This window comes from Methylobacterium longum (assembly GCF_022179385.1).
GTDB classification, from domain to species: domain Bacteria; phylum Pseudomonadota; class Alphaproteobacteria; order Rhizobiales; family Beijerinckiaceae; genus Methylobacterium; species Methylobacterium longum.
In genome coordinates, this window is sequence record NZ_BPQS01000034.1 from 26,847 (window position 1) to 46,026 (window position 19,180).

The 19,180-nt window shown below is 73.3% G+C and carries 16 protein-coding genes; 8 read left to right on the plus strand and 8 right to left on the minus strand.

Annotated elements, in window-relative coordinates:
* Positions 1-8: 8 nt before the first annotated feature.
* Entirely contained in the window at positions 9-476 is a 468-nt protein-coding gene (locus MFF58_RS22560; RefSeq protein ID WP_238291222.1) for a (2Fe-2S)-binding protein, read from the minus strand.
* 324 nt (positions 477-800) lie between these two features.
* Here MFF58_RS22560 and MFF58_RS22565 point away from each other — a divergent pair, with 324 nt between their 5' ends.
* The 5 genes from MFF58_RS22565 (at position 801) to MFF58_RS22585 (ending at position 7,922) form a co-directional block, all read left to right on the plus strand.
* Positions 801-1,502 (plus strand): hypothetical protein, encoded by a 702-nt coding sequence (locus MFF58_RS22565; RefSeq protein WP_238291223.1) that lies wholly within the window; start codon positions 801-803, stop codon positions 1,500-1,502.
* 797 nt (positions 1,503-2,299) lie between these two features.
* Complete coding sequence (locus MFF58_RS22570) at positions 2,300-3,196, plus strand: alpha/beta hydrolase (protein ID WP_238291248.1); 897 nt, start codon at positions 2,300-2,302, stop codon at positions 3,194-3,196.
* Positions 3,197-3,504: 308 nt separating this feature from the next.
* A complete protein-coding gene (locus tag MFF58_RS22575) occupies positions 3,505-6,426 on the plus strand; it encodes a response regulator (protein WP_238291224.1) in 2,922 nt (973 codons plus the stop codon).
* 49 nt (positions 6,427-6,475) lie between these two features.
* Positions 6,476-6,835: a response regulator gene (locus MFF58_RS22580; RefSeq protein ID WP_238291225.1), complete on the plus strand. Its 360-nt coding sequence runs from the start codon at positions 6,476-6,478 to the stop codon at positions 6,833-6,835.
* Positions 6,836-6,875: 40 nt separating this feature from the next.
* Positions 6,876-7,922: an adenylate/guanylate cyclase domain-containing protein gene (locus tag MFF58_RS22585; RefSeq protein ID WP_238291226.1), complete on the plus strand. Its 1,047-nt coding sequence runs from the start codon at positions 6,876-6,878 to the stop codon at positions 7,920-7,922.
* A 230-nt stretch (positions 7,923-8,152) separates the two neighbouring features.
* On the opposite strand, the gene MFF58_RS22590 is transcribed toward MFF58_RS22585, so the two are convergent.
* The 6 genes from MFF58_RS22590 to MFF58_RS22615 form a co-directional block, all read right to left on the minus strand.
* Positions 8,153-8,821 (minus strand): class I SAM-dependent methyltransferase, encoded by a 669-nt coding sequence (locus MFF58_RS22590; protein WP_238291227.1) that lies wholly within the window; start codon positions 8,819-8,821, stop codon positions 8,153-8,155.
* 64 nt (positions 8,822-8,885) lie between these two features.
* The gene (locus MFF58_RS22595; protein WP_238291228.1) at positions 8,886-9,971 is read right to left on the minus strand and encodes a glycosyltransferase; all 1,086 of its coding nucleotides are present in this window, start codon (positions 9,969-9,971) and stop codon (positions 8,886-8,888) included.
* Entirely contained in the window at positions 9,968-10,942 is a 975-nt protein-coding gene (locus tag MFF58_RS22600; protein WP_238291230.1) for a glycosyltransferase family 2 protein, read from the minus strand. The genes MFF58_RS22595 and MFF58_RS22600 overlap by 4 nt, the downstream gene beginning before the upstream one ends.
* Positions 10,943-10,980: 38 nt before the next feature.
* Positions 10,981-12,132: a glycosyltransferase gene (locus tag MFF58_RS22605; RefSeq protein ID WP_238291231.1), complete on the minus strand. Its 1,152-nt coding sequence runs from the start codon at positions 12,130-12,132 to the stop codon at positions 10,981-10,983.
* A 22-nt stretch (positions 12,133-12,154) separates the two neighbouring features.
* Positions 12,155-13,039, minus strand: coding sequence for a glycosyltransferase family 2 protein (locus tag MFF58_RS22610; RefSeq protein WP_238291232.1), 885 nt, complete (start codon positions 13,037-13,039; stop codon positions 12,155-12,157).
* Entirely contained in the window at positions 13,029-15,080 is a 2,052-nt protein-coding gene (locus tag MFF58_RS22615) for an HAD-IIB family hydrolase (RefSeq protein ID WP_238291233.1), read from the minus strand. The genes MFF58_RS22610 and MFF58_RS22615 overlap by 11 nt, the downstream gene beginning before the upstream one ends.
* A 60-nt stretch (positions 15,081-15,140) precedes the next feature.
* On the opposite strand from MFF58_RS22615, the gene MFF58_RS22620 reads away from it, so the two are divergent.
* Positions 15,141-16,181, plus strand: coding sequence for a glycosyltransferase family 4 protein (locus MFF58_RS22620; RefSeq protein ID WP_238291234.1), 1,041 nt, complete (start codon positions 15,141-15,143; stop codon positions 16,179-16,181).
* Entirely contained in the window at positions 16,181-17,365 is a 1,185-nt protein-coding gene (locus MFF58_RS22625; RefSeq protein ID WP_238291235.1) for a glycosyltransferase family 4 protein, read from the plus strand. Before MFF58_RS22620 ends, MFF58_RS22625 begins: the two co-directional genes overlap by 1 nt.
* A 102-nt stretch (positions 17,366-17,467) precedes the next feature.
* Here MFF58_RS22625 and MFF58_RS22630 read toward each other — a convergent pair whose 3' ends face one another.
* Positions 17,468-18,451, minus strand: coding sequence for a glycosyltransferase family protein (locus tag MFF58_RS22630; protein WP_238291236.1), 984 nt, complete (start codon positions 18,449-18,451; stop codon positions 17,468-17,470).
* A 91-nt stretch (positions 18,452-18,542) separates the two neighbouring features.
* On the opposite strand from MFF58_RS22630, the gene MFF58_RS22635 reads away from it, so the two are divergent.
* The gene (locus tag MFF58_RS22635) at positions 18,543-19,175 is read left to right on the plus strand and encodes a glycosyltransferase family 29 protein (RefSeq protein WP_238291237.1); all 633 of its coding nucleotides are present in this window, start codon (positions 18,543-18,545) and stop codon (positions 19,173-19,175) included.
* Positions 19,176-19,180 lie beyond the last annotated feature (5 nt).

Sequence of the window (19,180 nt, forward strand, 5' to 3'; positions counted from 1 at the left end):
ATCCCTCCTCAACCCCGGCCCGGCCGGCCGCCCTCGGCGGCCAGCTTGATGCCCGCGAGCACGCGGTTGTAGGTGCCGCAGCGGCAGATGTTGGTGATCTCGGCGCGGATCTGCTGCTCGCTCGGGTTCGGGGTCTGCGCGAGCAGCGCCGCCGAGGCCATGATCATGCCCGGCTGGCAGAAGCCGCATTGCGGCACGTCGAGCTGCGCCCAGGCCCGCTGGACCGGATGGTCGGCGCCCGGCGCCAAGCCCTCGATCGTGACGATCTTCTGACCCGGCTCGATCGCCGACAGCGGCAGGGAGCAGGCGCGCACGGCCGCCCCGTCCACATGGACCGTGCAGGCGCCGCACTGCGCGATGCCGCAGCCGTACTTCGTGCCGGTGAGCCCGATCTGCTCGCGGATCACCCACAGGAGCGGCGTATCCGGCTCGGCGTCGACCTCGCGCACCACGCCGTTGACGGTCAGTCGCGCCATCGCATCCTCTCTCTGACGGGCAGCAGGTATACCGTATCCAACGGCCCGAACCGGGGCACAAGGGGCCGGCGATGCCGCGGGGCCTGCAGGCGTGACAGCGCGCCCGGACCGCCCCCTCCGCGGGGGCGGGCGACGGCAGGCGATCCCCGAGGAGGTCCGGCGGGAGCGTTCGAGGGCGGGGTGTTCACCCCGGCCACGGCGGACGGGATCGTGCCGCTCCGGCGCCACCCCGGACCAAGCGGCGCCCGGCGCCCGGCGCCCGGCGGACGACCCGCCGCGACCGCCTGTTGCCGATGTCCGGAGATCGCCGTATCGGCGACGATGATGCCCGGCCGCCCCCCTCGCAACGCTCCGTCCGACGGCCTCGTCGCCGAGGTCAGCGCTTCGCTCCCGCTGTTCGAGGACCTTCCCGGCGACACGATCCGGCATCTCTCCGAGGCCGGTTTCGGCCGCGGCTTCCTCACCGCCTCCCTGCGCGCGCGTCTGCGCAAGGCCGGGTTCCGGGACCTCGGCCATCTGGCCGAATCCTCTCCGGACGCGATCGCCGGGGTCAGGAAGTTCGGCCCGGTTCGGGTCGAGCGCGTCCGGGCGTTCATCGTCGACGAGATCGCGCGCTGTCTACCGGGCGGGCGGGCTCTGCACACGCCCGAAGCCACGGGCGCACGCAGGCTCTCCCGCCTGCAGGCGGTGCCGGTCGGACGTCTGCCCCTGGACGCCGCGGCGGTCGCAGCGCTCGGCTTGGAAGGCGGGACCTGCGCCGACATGGCGGGTCGCTCGCGGCGAGAACTCCTCGGGACAGGGGTCGTGACGTCGGGCGAGGTGGATCGCGTCGTCGCGACGCTGGCCCGCTTCCTGGAGGCCGGCAGGCCGTTCACGCCGCCGACGGCCGACGGCGTGGAGGCGCCCCCCGACGCCGCGGCCGTCGCGGCCCATCGGGCCGCCCTGCTGGCGGAGCGGGATCGCGAATGGGAGGACGCCGCTCCGCCCAGGGACCGGCGCTGTCGCGGCAAGCCCCACGCGACCTGAGACCGGCCGTGCCCCCTGAGGCGGCGCCGACCGGGACGGCGGGTCGATCGTCCCGCGGCGCCGGCAGGGACCCGACTGTCCGGCCCGGCGAACCGGACGAGACGCGTCCCGCTGCAATCCAGCGCCCATAGCGGACCGATTTTTCGGGCCGCCGTTCGCGTTTCCGGACGGCTGCAGGATGCCTCGCCTGCCCCCGGGACGGATCGCGCCTTGCGTGACGGACCCACCGCCCGGCCGGGGCGATTCGAGCCAGGACCCGTCGGCGTTCTATATTCCAGAACGATGCGGATATATTTTCCAAGCTTCAGACTCGAAACAATCCTTGCCATGAATGCAGATCTCGTCCGATTATACACGCGGCACCAGCATCGACTCGGACATCTGGTAGCCCACTGCCCTGGCGTTCCGGGATGAGGCCGAGGGAGCGCGCGGATGCAGTGCCGTCTCGACGGCTTCAGGCCCGGCGATCCGGCGATCGCGGAACCGGTGGACTCCGGCGGCGGGCCGGCGGGCACGCGGCCGGAACGGGTCGACAGCCCGATCCTCGGCTGCGGGCCGGCGGGCGTCCGGAACCCCGGCCGGCGGGCCGCCATCATCCCGTCCTCGACGCGCGGGCGATGGGACGCACCGGCCTCGTCGACCGCGACAGGATCTCCTGCCCGGATCCGAAGGCCGGGGACATCGTCGCGCTGCGCGGCATCCGGCGGCCGGCCCGGCACGTCGCGCGTGTGCGGCCCCGCCACGTCCGGGCCGACGTCCTCCTTCGATCGGTTCAGGGTGTAGCGGGCGGAGCAGCGATGGGCACGGAGATCGAGGCCGTCCGGGATGCCCTGCGCGCGCTGCCGCGGCCGGCGGATCTCGCCGCGCGGCGCGCCCGGCTCGACGGTCTCGGCCGTCCCGACGCGCTCCCGCCGGACACCCGCGTCACCCCCGTCGATGCCGACGGCGTGCCGGGGGAGTGGACCCTCTGCCCGGATGCCGATCCCGGACGCGTCCTCGTCTTCCTCCACGGCGGCGGGTACATGGCGGGATCCCTCGACAGCCATCGCCACGTCGTTGCGCGCGCCGGGCGGCAGGCCCGGGCCCGCACCCTGGCGCTTGCCTATCGCCTCGCCCCCGAACATCCGTTCCCCGCCGCCCTCGAGGACGCGGTCGCAGGCTACAGGTTCGTGCTCAAGCAGGGGATCGCGCCCGAGCGGATCGCCCTCTCGGGGGAGAGCGCGGGCGGCGGCCTCGCCCTCGCCGCCGCCCTGCGCCTGCGCGCGGCGGGAGATCCGCTGCCCGGATGCCTCTGGCTCGCCTCACCCTGGGTCGATCTGGCCCTGCGTGGCGGCAGCCTCAGGACGAAGGCTGCCGCCGATCCCCTGATCCAGCGCCTCTACCTCGCCGAACTCGCGGCGGCCTACCTGGGGGGCGCGGATCCTGAGGACCCGCTGGCCTCGCCCCTGTACGCCGATCTGGTCGGCCTGCCGCCGATGCTGATCCAGGTCGGCTCCGACGAGACGCTCCTCGACGACGCGGTGCGCCTGGCGGGGGCGGCCGGGAGCGCGGGCGTGGACGTCACGCTTCGGATCTGGCCCGCGATGATCCACGCCTGGCACCTGTTCTTCCCGCAACTCGCGGAGGGCCGCGCGGCCCTCGCGGAGGCCGGCAACTTCGTGGATGCCCATCTCGCGCCGGAGGACAGGGCTTGAGCAGGCGCGGGTCGGCCCTGCCCGCGATCCGGCCGCGGCCGGAGGCCCCGGGGCGGATGCCCGGCCCGGGGCGCGGGACAGTGGTTTGGCCGCAGGGCGCGGAATCCGGAACCCACGACATCAGATGTCGCCTTCAATGGCCTGTCGTGACTGCCGACCTTCAGGATTGTCCGCGCTCGCTTGATCCCGAATATAGACCATGCAACGGTGACGATTGATAAACGGCGGGCGGCCGGCGCAGCGACCGTCAGGCCCGGGGCGGCAGGCGAGCGCTGCGGCGCGACCCCGCCGAGAGGTTGGTCCGACAGATGTCCCAGGCCCAGACCGGATCGCCGCAGGCGCAGCCTGTCGGCGCCCTCGAGCCCCCGGGCGGCGGATCCTTGAAGACGCCCGAGGTTGCCACGCAGACCCTGATCGAGGCGATCGAGAGCAGCTCGGAAGGCTTCGCGCTGTTCGATGCCGACGACCGCCTCGTCCTCTGCAACGATCACTTCCGGGACTTCCATCCGGGGCTGGAGGCGGTGATCGGTCCGGGCTCGACCTTCCAGTCCATCGCCCGCGCCGCCGCCGAGACCTGCATCGTTCGCCCGGACGGGGCGACCGTCGCGGCGTGGCTCGCGGAGCGGCTGGCCCGTTTCCACGCCCCGAGCGGTCCGCTCCTGCAGCAGCGGACCGACGGGCGCTGGGTTCAGGTCAACGAGCGCAAGACCAACGACGGCGGCGTCGTCGCCGTCTACACGGACGTGACCGAGATCAAGCGCGCCGAGCAGGTCGTGCGCACGACGCAGGGCCGGCTGAGCTACCTCCTGACCGCATCCCCGTCGATGATCTGCAGCTTCGAGGTGGGCGGGCGGAACGCGCCGACCTTCATCAGCGAGAACGTGCGCGACCTGCTGGGTTACGAGCCGGAGGACTACCTGGCCGGACCGGAATTCTGGCTGGACCGCCTCCATCCCGAGGACCGGGACCGGGTCCTGTCCGAGTTCCCGAACCTGCTCCGGCAGGGACACAACGTGATCGAGTACCGGTTCCTGCGCGCGGACGGCACCTATCGCTGGGTGCGGGACGAGCAGCGCCTCCTGCGCGATGCCGACGGGGAGCCGGTCGAAGTCGTCGAGTCGTGGAGCGACATCACCGTCCGCAAGGAGGCCGAACTCGCGCTGCAGAAGCAGACCGGCTTCGTCGAGCTGCTGCAGGCCGCCGCGACGGCCGCCAACGAGGCGTCCACGGTCGAGGACGCCGTGCGCTTCTGCCTGGATCGCGTGGCGCAACACACCGGCTGGCCCCTCGGCCACGCCTACATGGCGGCCGGCGACGGGAGCGGCACGCTGGTCCCGACCGGCCTCTGGCATTGCGACGCGCCGGAGCGGTTCGCCCGGTTCCGCGCCGCGACGGCCGGGACGCCCCTCGGGGCCGGGGTCGGGCCCGCCGGCCGCGCCCTGCTGTCCGGGGCGCCGGAATGGATCCTCGGCGACCGGGCCGCGCCCGACGATCCCCGGACCGCGGCCGCGGCGGCGGACGGAATCCGGGCGGGCTTCGGGTTTCCCGTGACGGTGGGGCGTGAGGTCGTGGCCGCGCTGGAGTTCTTCGCCTGCGACGCGACCCCGCCGGACCCGGCTCTCCTCAAGGTGATGACCAATATCGGGGCGCAACTGGGCCGGGTGATCGAGCGCCGGCGCGCCGAGGAGACCCTGCGGCAGGCCAAGGAGGCCGCCGAGGATGCGAGCCGCGCCAAGAGCAGCTTCCTGGCCAACATGAGCCACGAGCTGCGCACGCCGCTCAACGCCATCATCGGCTTCACCCGTCTGGTGATGCGGCGGGCCAAGGAGGCCCTGCCGGTGAAGCAGTTCGAGAACCTGGAGAAGATCCTCGCGAGTTCCGAGCACCTGCTCTCGCTGATCAACAGCATCCTCGATCTCGCCAAGGTCGAGGCCGGGCGCATGGAGGTGAAGCCGTCCGAATTCGCCCTCACGTCGGTGCTCGACCTCTGCCTGAGGACGGTCGAACCCCTGGTCAAGACCGAGGGCGTGCGCCTCGTCCGGGACGTCGCGGATCCGCCGGCGATGCTCCGCACGGACGAGGAGAAGCTGCGCCAGATCCTCATCAACCTCCTGAGCAACGCGATCAAGTTCACGCAGGCCGGCTCGGTGACGCTCCGCGTCCGCCCCGCCGGCGAGGACATCGCCTTCGCCGTCATCGACACCGGCATCGGCATCCCCGCGGAGGCGCTCTCCGCGATCTTCGAGGAGTTCCACCAGGTCGACAACAGCGCGACCCGGTCCCACAGCGGGACCGGGCTCGGCCTCGCGATCAGCCACCGGCTGGCCCGTCTGCTCGGGGGCCGCATCGAGGTCGAGAGCCGGGAGGGGCGGGGATCGACCTTCACGCTCAGCATCCCGGCGCGGATCGCCGGCGCGCCCGAGAGGGGGCCGAGCCCGCCGAAGCCGGCGCCCGCCCCCGCGACCGCGCCCCGGTCGGGATCCAAGCTCGTGCTCGCGATCGACGACGATCCGAACGTCGTCTACCTGCTGCAGGAGAACCTCGCCGATGCCGGCTACACGGTGGTCGGCGCCTCGAGCGGCCCGGAGGGCCTGCGCATGGCGCGGACGCTGCAGCCGCGCGCGATCACGCTCGACATCATGATGCCCGGCACGGACGGGTGGCAGGTGCTGCACGCCCTCAAGACCGATCCGCAGACCCGCGACATCCCCGTCGTGCTGATCTCGATCGTCGACCAGAAGGAACTCGGCTTCCGGCTCGGCGCCACCGACTACATGGTCAAGCCCTTCGAGCGGGAGGCGCTGATCGGGGCCCTGGCGCGCATCGCCCCCGACAACGAGCGCATCCTGGTGATCGACGACGATCCCAATGTCCCCGACCTCGTCCGCCAGTTGCTGGACCCCGAGCACTGCACCGTCGATTGGGTGGCGGACGGCGCCGCCGGCCTGGAGCGCATCGCGCAGGCCCGACCGAGCGTGATCCTGCTCGACCTGCTCATGCCCCGGATGGATGGCCTGACCTTCCTCGACGCCCTCCAGGCCGACCCGGTGGCGCGGACCATTCCCGTCGTCGTGCTGACCGCCGCCGAACTCGACTCGACCGAGCGCGAGATGCTGCGGGAGCGCGTACTCGGCCTGATCGACAAGCAGGGCCTCGACCGCGCCGCCCTCATCCGGGAGGTTCAGCGCGTGCTTCCCCTTCCGGAACCCGAGGCGGTGGGCGACCGATGACCGGTCCGGAGCGTCGTGCCGGGCCGCCCGCCCGCGCCTGGGACGGCCCATGAAGCGGATTCTCATCGTCGAGGACGTCGCGCTCAATCGCGATCTGCTGACGCAGCTCCTGGAGGAGGATTACGAGCTCGTCATCGCGGTCGACGGCGCCGCGGGCGTGGAGATGGCGGCGGCGCACCGCCCCGATCTGATCCTCATGGACCTGTCGCTGCCCCTCCTCGACGGCTGGGAGGCGACGCGCTGCATCAAGGCGAACGCGACGACGGCGCGCATCCCCGTCGTGGCGATCACCGCCAATGCGATGAGCGGTGACGAGGAGCGGGCGCGGGCGGCCGGCTGCGACGACTTCATGACCAAGCCCATCGACGAGGACGTGCTGTTCGCCACGCTCCACCGGTGGCTCGGCTGAGCGTGGACGGGTCGGCTTCGATCCGGAGAGAGGAAGATCCGTGGAGCCCGCGTGCATCCTCATCGTCGACGACGAGCCCTTCAATCTCGACCTCCTCGAGCAGGAGCTGGAACTGCTCGGGCATACGAGCGTGCGCGCGGCCAACGGCCTCGCCGCCCTCGATCGGCTGAACGAGACCGCGTTCGACCTGGTCCTGCTCGACGTGATGATGCCGGCCCTCGACGGCTACGCCGTCCTCGAACGGATGAAGGCGCACGAGGTCTGGCGCCACACCCCGGTGGTGATGATCTCCGCTCTGATGGAGGTCGGCAGCATCGTCCGGTGCATCGAACTGGGCGCCGAGGACTACCTGCCCAAGCCCTTCGAACCGGTGCTCCTCGAGGCGAGGATCCGATCCTGTCTCGAGAGGAAACGCTTCCGCGACCGGGAGATGGCGCACCTGCGGACCATCGAGCGCGAGCGCAGCCGCGCCGATGAACTTCTCCACGCCATCCTGCCGGTGTCGGCGGTGGCGGAGCTGATGGAGACCGGCCAGGTCAAGCCGCGCCTGTTCGACGACGTCGCGGTGCTGTTCATCGATCTCGTCGGCTTCACGGCTTGGTGCCACCGCCAGACCCCGGAGACGGTCGTGGCCGAGATCCACCGACTGGCGGAGGCGTTCGAGACCGTGGCACAGGCGCACGGGCTGGAGAACATCAAGACGATCGGCGACGCCTTCATGGCCACCGCCAACCTGCTGCGCCCCCACGCGGATCCCGTCGAGGCGGCGATCCGGTGCGCCGGCGACATGGTGGATATCGCGGCGGCGGGCGCGCCGGGCTGGCGGATCCGCGCCGGGATCCACATCGGGTCGGTGGTCGGCGGCATCGTGGGCCGGACCAAGTACACCTTCGATCTCTGGGGAGACACGGTCAACGTCGCCGCGCGCCTCTCGGGCCTCGGGGACGGATGCAGGCTTCACCTGTCGCGCGAGGCCTTCTCACGCTTGGCCGACAAGGGGTCCGCCAGCCCCATCGGGCGGGTCGCGCTCAAGGGGAAAGGCGAGATCGACGTGTACTGCCATGCCTTCGCGCCGCTGACGGTTTAGGTGCGCGACGGCGGGCGACCTCGTCAGGGGCGATCCAGTCTCCCCGTGGCGCCCGGGACCGCTCGTCCGGCGGCGAGCACGCATCCGGCGCGTGACGTCGCGTCGGCGCAGCGCATCCGCCCGGAGGCGGACATCGCCCTCGGGATCGCGCGGCCGTCGGGCACGGCGCGCGCTCGGGGTGCGACGCGCCCTGCCGCGCCGAACCGGTCCAGGCGTCGGCGTAGCGCGCGTCAGTCCCGCTTGATAAACTTGCACTTGCCCCGCAGCGACCACGGTCCCCGCACACCGGCCTCGGAGCAGAACGCATCGACCGCCCGGGTCACACCCGGAAAGCGGCCTCCCAGGCGGTCGTAATCGTCGGCGATCAGGAGGCCCCCGGGTCGCAGGACCGGCCACCACGCGCGCAGGTCCGCCGTGACGGACGCCTCCTCGTGCCCGGCATCGAGATGGATGACATCGGCGGTCACGCCGCGCAGGCGCAGGAGTTCCGCGGCGTTCACCGAGTCGAGCGGCAGCGGCACGATCCGGTCCGTCATGCCGTCGCGCACCACGTTGGCCAGGAAGGTCCGGTAGAGGCTCGGATAGCCGTGCTCGGTGCCGAGTTCCGCGAAGAGCGCCTCGTCCGCCCAGTGATCGACAGCCCCGAGCCACGTATCGACCGCGATCACGGTGCCGGCGACATTCCGCTCGGCCATGGTCCGGGCGAGGTAGAGGGCGCTGGCCCCCTTCCAGGTGCCGATCTCGATGACCACGCGGGGCCGGATTTCGGTCACCGCCTCCTCGAGGTAGGGGTGAACGCTGCGCCAGCCCTGAAGGTCGGCGGGGCGCAGGTCCGCCGGGGGATCCGCGAAGGGGTCACGCCCGTGCCACAGGGCGGCGATGAGGTCCTGTCGGGTCATGTCCAAATGGTATCCCGCTCTTGCCGCGTCGCGCGCGGGCGGATGTAAGGGGCCGTGTCCGGCCTCAGCCGGTGCCCGCGGATCTGGCCGGACCGCGCAGGGATGCGACCTGCGCGTAGAGCGCCTCGCAGCGGTCGAGCCACAGGTCGCGGGTGAACAGGCGTAGGACCCGGGCCCGCGGGACGGAGCGGTCGATCGCTAGGGCCCGGCCGATGGCGTCGGCCAGGTTGATCCCGTCCCCGGGTCGGGCCAAGCGACCGGCCTCGCCGACGATCTCCGGAGCGGCGCCCCTGGCGAAGCCGGCGACCGGCAGGCCGCAGGCCATCGCCTCGACGGCCGCCAACCCGAACGGCTCGTCCCAGCAGGGGGTGAACAGGAACACCGAGGCGCGGCCGATCTCCGTCGCCAGAGCGGGGCCGGCGAGATGGCCGCCGTAGCGGATCGATCCGCCGAGCTGCGGTGCGATCTGCGCCGACCAGTAATCCGGTTCCTCGATCGGGCCGAACACCGTGAGGGGAAGCCCGGCCCGGCGCGCCGCCGCGATCGCGTGGTGCGCGCCCTTGACCGCGGCGATGCGCGCGCACCACACGGCGCTGCCGTCCCCGCGGGCGACGTAGGGCCACGCGGCGGGATCGATGCCGTTGTGGAGCACCGACGCCCCTGGCGGCGCGCCGTCCGGCCACCAGGCCCGCATCTGCGCCCGCGATGTCGCGGTGATCCGATGGCCCGGCACCGCGCTGGCCTGCACGAACCAGCGGAGCGCATCGTAGGGCGGGACGTGCAGCGAGGTGACGGTGGGCGTGGCCGACAGGCGCCGCGGCTCCAGAGGCAGCCGGCTCAGGCTGTTGTTGTGCAGGATGTCGAAGCCGCCCGCGGCGATCCGGTCGCAGGCGGCGGCGTACCCGTCGTCGAGATGCGCCTTCAGCGCCGCGTCGCCGCGATGCTCCAGGCCGGGGAAGCGGCGCTCCTGATGGAGCGGGATCACCGGGTCGAGGACGAAGCGCCGGTCGCTGTCCCCGGCAGCGAACAGCACGAGGTCGTGGCCGCGGGCCGTCAGCCCGTCCGCGAGGCCCCACGTGTAGGCTTCCAGGCCGCCCGCGAAGGGCGGCGCGATCGGGTGGCGGAGATGCGCGAGGAGGGCGATCCTCATGCCGACGGCGGCGCGGGGGCGCCGGCCCGGTCCCCGGCGCTGGCGGCCTCTCCGGCCTCTCGAGCCTGTTGGGTCTCTCGGGCCTCGATGGCGCGGATGACCGAGGCCGAGTTGGTGTAGGGCTGGTGGCCCTGCTGGCCTGTCAGGGCCAGCTCCGCGGCATCCGGACGGCGCAGGATCCGGATCGGCCGGTCGGGCGTGTCGTCGATCAGGCCCAGGACGCGGAACGCGTAGAGCCAGTGGCCCATGGTGCGGTAGCCCCACTTGGCCTCGAACAGCTCGGCGTTGCGCACCACGCTGTCGAGGTGGTGGACCGGGGGCATGTGGTGCGGGTGGTACTGGTGATAGGCGCGCGCGCCCTTCATCCAGGCGATCGGGATCTTGCGCGCGTCGAGAAGCTTGCCGAAATCCGTGTCCTCGCCGCCGTAGCCGGTGTAGCGCTCGTCGAAGCCGCCGGTCGCCGCGAAGGTGGCGCGCCGGATCGCGAAGTTGAGCGACCAGAAGCAGCGATAATCCTGGCAGATCTCGATGCCGGCGGCCGGCGGCCCGCGGCGGTCGGAGTGCTTCTCGGCGAGCGTGTCGAGGCCCGCGTAGTCCCAGTCGCCGGCCGTGGCGCGCTCGGGCAGGTGCAGCACCTCGCCCATCAGCAGGCCGTCGAGCGCCACGAGGGCCCGCGCGTAGTCGGCGACCAGATCGGGAGCCGGGATACAGTCGACATCCAGGAAGACGACGTCGCTGCCGCGCGCCGCCGCCACGCCGCGGTTGCGCGCGGCCGCCAGGGGGAGTTCGCGGCCCGGAACCAGGATCTGGCGGACGGGGAAGGGCGCCTCGGGCAGATCGTAGGGCGCATCCTGCATCACCGCGACGATGAACTCGGCGGGCGGCTGCGTCTGCCGCTCCAGACCGCGGAGCACGTTGCGCAGGTGCGCCGGCCGGCCCTTGGCGAGGGTCACGACGGAAACGGTGGACATGCGGCGCTCGGGCTCCGGTTGGGGCGGGGAGGGGGCGATCATTCGGCCGCGGCGATACGGCGCGCGGCGGGTTCGGGGCCGTCGCCGGCCGATTCGGAATCCCAGAGCGCGTCGACCAGCCCTTCGAGCCAGCCCGCGGCGCGCGCGGCGGCATCGGGGGCGTAGAGGCTGCGCAGGGCGGTCCCGTCGAGGGCGCGGGCGCGCGCGAGGAGGTCGCGCCAGCCCGTCAGATCTCCCGGCCAGGCGGGGGCCTGCACGGCGGCACCGAGGCGGACCAGCGCCTCGGCCTTGCGCGTCTGCTCGGCGAAGTAGCGCCATTCGGGCATCACGATCAGGCGGCCGCCGACGCGGGCAGCCTCGTGCACCGTGTTGTCGCCGGCCGATGCGATGATGATGTCGGCCGCGGCGAGGTAGTCGGTCACCGAGGGCACCCAGCCGAGCTCGCGCAGATTGGCGAAGTCGGTCTCGTGGCCCTCGCGATGGGTCGGCCCGAGGGTGAGCCAGAGCGCGTCCGGCGCGGCGCGGGCCGCGACGGTGAGCGGCGCGTAGGGCGTGCCGCTGCCGCCGCCGCCGGTCAGCGCGACGACGATCTCGCGGTCGGGATCGAGGCCGAGCCGCGCCCGCGCCTCGACGCGCTCCGGCACGCGATCGACACTGGTGCACAGGCCGCCGCTGTAGAAGGTCCTGGCGCGCAGGCGCGCCGGATAATCGTCCTGCTCGAGGCGCTCGTCGAAGGGGGCGAGCATCCCCACGCAGGCCTCGTAGGCGCCCACGTGGCCGATGTCGGAGCGGTCGCCGTGCATCCGGATCTGCACCGCGGGCACGCTGGCGATGCGGGACAGGAGCGCGATCTCCGCCGAGACATCGACGACGAACAGCCCGACCTCGCGCTCGTCGAGGTGGTCGAGGATGCGCCGCATGGTCCGGCGCATCTCGCTCAGCCCCAGGGGGACACAGTGCATCACCTGCGGCGTCGGCTCGGCGTAGAGCCGCGGGGTCGGGACGGCGGCGCCGATCATGTTCGGCAGCGGCACGATCTCGACGTCGCGGGCGAAGCCGTCGAACAGGCGCGGATCCGCCGTGAGGAGCGAGACGGGGCGGTCCCGGGCGAATTCCGTCGCCACCGCCATCGTGCGGTTGGCGTGGCCGCGGCCCTGGTGATGGACGAAGAACGCGATGGGTTTCTTCATGGGGTGCGGTTCGGCCTCGGGATCAGGAGAACAGGGCGTCGGACCGCAGCGCGGCGGCGATCTCGGCTTCGGTCGGGGGCCGGATGAGGCGGATCGCGGGGGCATCGGCATCCCAGGCGATGAGACCGGCTCCGCGGAACTGCTCCAGCCAGTACGTCATGCACCAGCGGCCGTGCCGGGCCCGGAAGCGCGCCGCGTTCGCCAGGATCGGCGCGAAGTGCTGCAGCGGCGGCACATGGACCGGGTGATGCTGATGGAAGGCGCGGGCGCCCCCGACCCAGAAGGTCGGCAGCCCGCTGGCCGCGAGCCGAGCGGCGAGGTCGGTCTCCTCCCCGCCGTAGCCGACATACGCCTCGTCCATGCCGCCCACCGCGCTCCACGCGGCGGCCGCGAGGGCGAAGGACAGGCCCCAGAGCTGGCCGGCATCGGGCTCCGGCCGCAGACCGGCGGCCGGGGCGGCGGGCCGGGCCGGATGGGCGCGGGCGACGCGGTCGAGCGCCGCCGGATCGAGGGCGTCGACGGGGATCGCCCCGGGCGGCAGGTAGAGAACCTCGCCGAGGAAGAGCCCCCGCGCGGTCGCGGCGGCCTGCCCGTAGGCCGCGACCAGGGTCGGCGACGGGATGCAGTCGACGTCGAGGAAGACGAGGAGATCGCCGGTGGCCGCGGCTGCGGCGCGGTTGCGCGCGGCCGCCAGCGGCATCGGGTCGCCCGGGACGGGGACGTGGCGGACGGGGCAGCCCGGATCGGGCAGGTCCGGCGCCGGCGCCGGCTGCATCCAGGCGATGACGAGTTCGCGCGGGCGCAGCGTCTGGCCCGCGAGCCCGCGCATCAGGTTGCGCAGGTGGTCCGCGCGGCCGCGGACCAGGGTCAGCACGCTCGGGGCAGGGCCCGCCGGCTCAGCCGACATCGGCCAAAATCCGGCGGAAATGCGAGACGCCCTCGATGATGCCCCGCGCATGCGTCCGGCGGGCGACGTAGGAGTGCTTCAGGGCCGCGTTGCTCGCCAGATCATCCGAGTAGTTCGCGACGATGATCGCCTGGACGCGGGCGCGGAGCATCTCGATGTCGTTGCCGGAATCGCCGGCCACGAACACCGCGTGCTCCGGCAGGTCGTACAGGGCCCGGACATGGTCGACCGCGGTGCCCTTCGAGGCCGCCGCCGGCAGGACGTCGAGATAGCGACCGTGGCTGTGGATCACGCAGGCGGGAATGCCGGCCTCGTCGAGGCGCCCGCGGACGCGCCGCGCCCCGGTCGCGTCGCCGAAATAGCTCAGCTTCAGCGCGCGCTGCTCCAGCGGCCCCTGGGGGACGAGCCCGTCGAGGCCGCGCAGCGCGTCGTGAACCGCCGCGCGGTCCCAGTCGGCGGCGATGCCCCGGCGCCACGCCGCATCGGCCGTGTAGGTCACGCCGTTCGCGTCGAGATGGTAGATCTCGGAGCCGACCGAGGTGATCATCACCTGGGGTCTCGGGCTGGCCTGCTGCTCGAGGACCGCCATGGCGCTGTGGAAGGAGCGGCCGGTGGCGACCCCGAAGGCGAGACCGGCCTGCCGGCTGCGCCAGCGTCGGAAGATCTCGAGGGCCGCCGTGCAGCCGATCAGCGTGTTGTCGATGTCGCAGACGAGGAGCTGCCGCGTCGGCGGCGCATCCTGCTGCGGCGCCAGCAGGGCGCGCAGGAGGACGTGGTATCGCGCGGCGTGCCGATCCCAGTCGTAGGCCGCCGCCGCCCGCGCGCCGCCCGCCACGCAGCGGACGTAGAGGGCCGGGTCGCCGAGGATCCGCAGACAGGCGGCGGCGATCGTGCCGGGCGCGCGCGGATCCACCAGCAGCCCGTTGCCGCAGGTCTCGACGATGTCGTTGGGGCCGCCGCTGTCGGTGGCCACCAGCGGCAGGCCGGCGGCCGAGGCTTCCAGGAGCGTCAGGCCGAAGGGCTCGTTGAGGGCCGGGTTGACGAACAGGCCGCCGCGGGCGCGGGCGTAGGCGTAGATCGCCGGAACGTCCTCCGGCCGGTGCGTCTTCGGGTAGGCGACGCACCCGTAGAGATCGTACCGGTCGATCAGGACCAGCAGGTCGCGCATCGTCGCGGCCATGTCGCCGTCGAGGCTGTCGATGTCGTCGCGGGTGCCGGCGACGATCACGAGATTGGCGCGCGCGCGCAGGGCGCGGCTCTCGCCGTAGGCCTGCACCAGGGCCGCGAGATTTTTTCGGGCGACCGGTCTGGCGAGCGCGAGGATCGCCGGCTTGGCGGCCTCGTGCAGGAACCGGTCGATCGCGGCGTCGACCTGCGGCCGGGGCCGCGCCGCGGCGAAGCGGGCCAGGTCGCTGCCCGGCGGCAGGACGCGGACGCGGCCGGGTTCGTAGGCGGCGTAGCCGGCGTATTGCACCTCCGCTTCGTCCCGCGACGAGGCGATGACGAGCCGGGCCCGCGCCAGGGCGGCCTCCTCGGCGGCGATCCGGCAGGCCAGGTCGGGGCGGACGGGGGAGGGGGCCAGCATCCCCGCCTTCACGCGCCCGAGGGAATGGGCCGTGAACACGAAGGGGATGCCGAGGCGGTCCTCCACCAGGGCCGCCACCGTGGCCGCGTCCGCGTAATGCGCGTGGACGAGATCCGGAGCCCGGTCCTGAGCGGCGATCCACGCGATCAGGTGCTCCGCGAAGGACGCGACCTCGGCGTGCATCGCCTCCTTGGCGCAGTAGTCCGGCGACGCGCTCGCGAGCCGCACGAGCGTGACCTTGTCGGCGATCCGCTCCTCGGGCACGGCGTAGGCGGCGCCGAGCTGGCCGTGGAACAGGCGCGTCGCCACGACGATCCGCTCGAGGTCGCGATCCTGCGCGGAGGCCGACACGAGATCGAGCAGGTAACGGATGTGGCCGCCGGTGTCGGCGGTGAGCCCGTAGATCACGCCGTCGCCGCGCAGGCAGCCCTGCAGGGCGATATGCAGGACGAACATCAGGCGTCGGACGCGCTTGCCGGCCGCTCCTGAAAACTTAACTTATGTAAAGAGGACACCGTGATCCGCGTTGCCCAGGTCGCACCGAACATATTTCCCGTTCCCCCAAGCCATCACGGCGGCACCGAGCGCATTGTGCATGATCTCAGCACGGCACTACGAAGCTTGGGCGTGGAAGTAACGTTGTTCGCCCCGTCAGACAGTGCGACAGACTTGCCGCGCGTGGGCGAATATCCGAGCCTGACGGCGCTGGAGCGGAGGCACGGGCGCGTGTCGCCGGGGGTCCCCGCCGCCCTGGATTCCTTGCAGCTGGAGGCACTTCGCGCGCGGCTCGACGCGTTCGACATCGTCCATTGCCACGGCGAATTCGCGCACGCGCCGCTCCTGGGCGAACGCCGCCGGCGCAGCCTGACCACGGTGCACTGGCGGGTGGACGAACTCGACCGGGCGCTGTTCTTCGCGGGCTTCCCCGACCTGCCGGTCGCGGCCATCTCGGCGGCCCAGGAGGCCCGGATCCCGGTCGCGAACCGCATGGGCGTCGTGCATCACGGCATCGACCGGGACCGCTACGCCCTGCGCACCGAACCCGACACCCATGTCGCCTTCGTGGGCCGCCTGACCGACCAGAAGCGGCCCGACACCGCGATCCGGGTCGCCCGCGCGGCCGGCGTCCCGATCCGCCTCGGCGGCACGATCGACGTCGGCAATCCGGATTATTTCGACCGCCGCGTGCGCCCGCTGCTCGGCCCCGACGCGACCTATCTCGGGCCCGTCGACGACGCCCGGAAGGGGGACCTCCTGGGCGGCGCCCGGGCGCTCCTGTTCCCGATCGACTGGCCCGAGCCTTTCGGCCTCGTGATGATCGAGGCGATGGCCTGCGGCACACCGGTCGTCGCCTGGGATCGGGGCTCGGTCCCCGAGATCGTCGAGGACGGGGTGACGGGCTTCATCGTGTCCAGCGAGGCCGAGGCCGTGGCGGCCCTGGGACGGGTCGGACGGCTCGATCGCGCCCGGATCCGCGGCCGGTTCGAGGAACGGTTCACCGCCGAGCGCATGGCGCGCGACTACGTCGCGCTCTACCGCCGCCTCCTCGCCGCCTGATGCGCACCGCCCTCCTGGCCTGGGACTACCCGCCGGCCCCGAGCGGGCTCTCGACCGCGGCCCGCGAGATCGCCGAGAGCCTCGCGGAGGCGGGCGCGGAGGTCACGGTCTTCACCCTCGACCGGACCGGCCGCCGGCAGGTCGGCGGCGTCGCGGTGGTGGGCCTTGCCCTGCCGGCCGGCGGCGCCCTGGCGCGGCTTCGCTCCTGGGGCTCGGCCGGGCACCTGGCCGCGCCGGTCGCCTTCCGGCGCGCCGTGCTCGACGCGCATGGCCGGGCGCCCTTCGCCGTGGTCGAGGCCACGAACTGGTACGCGCCGGCCGCGCTCCTTGCCGGACGCCCCGGCCTGCCGCTGGTGACGCGCAGTTCGACGCCGGCCGCCTTCACGCGCGACCCGGCCGGCACCCTGCGGAACCGCCTCGACGGGTGGACGGCCGATCGCCTCGAACGCCGGCAGGCCCGGGGCAGCGCCGGCCTCATCGCCAACACGGCCGCGCACGGGGCGGTGATCGTGCGGGCATACGGGCTGACGGGCCGGCAGCCCGCCGCCGTGATCGGGCTCAGCCTCCCGCCCGGGATCGCGACCGGCGCCCGCGGTGCCGCCTATCCGGCGGCGGATCACCCGGTGCGCCTGCTGTTCGTCGGGCGGGCGGAGGCGCGCAAGGGGTTCGACGCGCTCATGCGCGCGGTCGCCCTCCTCGGCCGCGAGCAGGACCGGGGCAGCCTGCCGCCCTTCCGCCTCGACCTCGTCGGTGTCGCACCGGACGATCTCCCGGCCGATCTGCCCGCGGAGACACGGAGCCGCATCCGCGCCCGCGGCCGGATCGACGGCGACGCCCTGGCAGAGGCTTACGCGCAGGCCCACGCGGTGATCGCACCGTCCCGCTACGAGAGCTTCGGCCTGGTCTACCAGGAGGCCCTTGCCTATGGCCGGCCGGTGGTCGCCTGCGCGGAGGATGCGAGCGCCCGCGCCTTCGTCGGGGCGCCGGGCGCCGGCCCCCTGGCCGAGGCCGCGACCGGGCCGGCCCTGGCAGAAGCCCTGCGTCCGCTCCTCGTCGATCCCGGCCTGCGTCTGACCTATCGCGCGCGCGCCCTCGCGGCGGCCGGCCGCTTCGGCCGGGCCGACCTCGGGCAGGCGACCCTGGCACTCTACCGGCGGGCGATCGCGGCGGCCGGCCGGGCCTGAACGGGGCACGGGCCCGGCAGAGACACGCGCCCGGCAGAGGCACGGGCCTAGCTGGTGCTCGCGGCCGGCCGGGGCGCGGGCCCGGACGGGGCCGCCGCCCCGTCAGTCGGCGTAGGGACGCAGCAGCGCCGATTCCTCATCGAGCCGGCCTCGCCCGGGATCGAGGGCTTCGTAGCGGCGCGACCGCGCCCGCACGTGGTCCGCGCTCAGGCGATGCGCGATCACCCCATGCAGAGTGATGAAGCCGCGCGGCCAGCCGCCGTCGAGAACCGGGCGCTCGTGCACCCGGCCGGAAAAGCGCGTGCGCGTCCGGTTGAGCCGGTACTGGACGTCCGGGAAGACGTCCGACACGACGCCGTCGACCCGGTTCGCCCGCGCGAGCCCGACCGAGACCGCGTCTCCCGCCTCGGCCAGCGCGGCGAGGGCCGGCAGGAGCCGGCCGGTGGCGGGTTCGATGGATTCATCGGCGTCGAGCTGCAGCATCCAGGCGTGGCGCGCGAGGTCCTGAAGCGCGTTCCGCTGGGCGGCGAAATCGCCCTCGAGGGGCCGGGCGGCGACACGGACCCCGCCGTCCGGAAACCCCGCGACCGGCACCGCCCGGGGTGCGGCAGCCGGCCCGTCGAGGAGGAGCGTGACGTCGTCCGTCCAGCCCGCCTGCCCGGGCAGCGACGCCAGGACCGCGTCCCGCTCCGCGGGACGGCAGAGGAGGCCGAGGGAGACGGGATGCCGGCTGGCCTCCGCGAGCGCGAAGAGTTCGGCCCGCGCCGCGTGCCCGGCGTGGGGGTTCAGCAGCGCCGCGCGGCCCGCGCCGTCGAGCGGGCGGGTGCCGCGGCCGAGGCGGGTCGCGGCCGTCCGCAGGGTGTAGATGTCCAGGCCGTAGGGCGCGTCCGGGTCGGACACGAAGGCTGGCGCGGCGAGGTGCCGGGCCAAGTGTTCCCGGCACGCGGCCGGGTCGGCGTCGCCCGCCACCAGGACGCCGCAGGAGCCGCAGGCCCGCGGGAAGGTGCGGCGGCGGCCATCGGGATAAACCACGCTCCGCCCGCTGGGTCCGAGCATGTCGGCCGCGCAGACGAAGCAGCGTCGCATGATCCTCATCCCGGTCCGGCCGGTCCGGCCGCGGTCTGGTCGTCCCGGGCCGGGGCCTTACTTCGACGGCTTCCTCCGATCCTTGCCAGCGATGCCATCCGCCGTCGATCCCCCCGCCGACACCGTGGGCCTGCCCACCGGCTCTCCCCTCGCCATCGTCGGCAATGCGCCCGGGACCGGTCATGTAGGGTCCGCGGTCGATGCGGCCGCGTGCGTGGTGCGCTTCAACAACGCGCCGGGCTTCGGCGGACCGACCGGCCGGCGCGTCACGCACCTCGCCTTGGTCAATCGCGGGGGCCAGACCCGGGAATGGCTGGCGGACCGCCACTTCCTGGAGCGCCCGGTCGTCCGGGAGGCGCAGGCCTTCATTCTGCCCTACCCGATGCTCCCGCTGGCGCAGAATGTCCCCGAGCCGATCTGCTGGACGCGCGAGATCGCGAGCCTGCTCCGGCCCCTGGGACGCCCGATCCACATCCTGCCGCAGGCCCTGCACGGGCGGGCGCACGCGCTGTTGGCCGCCCGGACGCAGGGATCCCCGAACCCCAGCACCGGCTTCCTCGTGACGCTCGCGCTGCTGCTCGACCGCCCCGCGCAGGCCCGGCCGGCGGATGCCTACGGCTTCGGCTTCGCCGGATGGCCGGGCCATCCCTGGGCAGCCGAGCGCGCTTGGTTCGCCGCCGCCGAGGCATCCGGGCGGATCCGCCTGCACGCGCCCGAAGGCTGAACCTC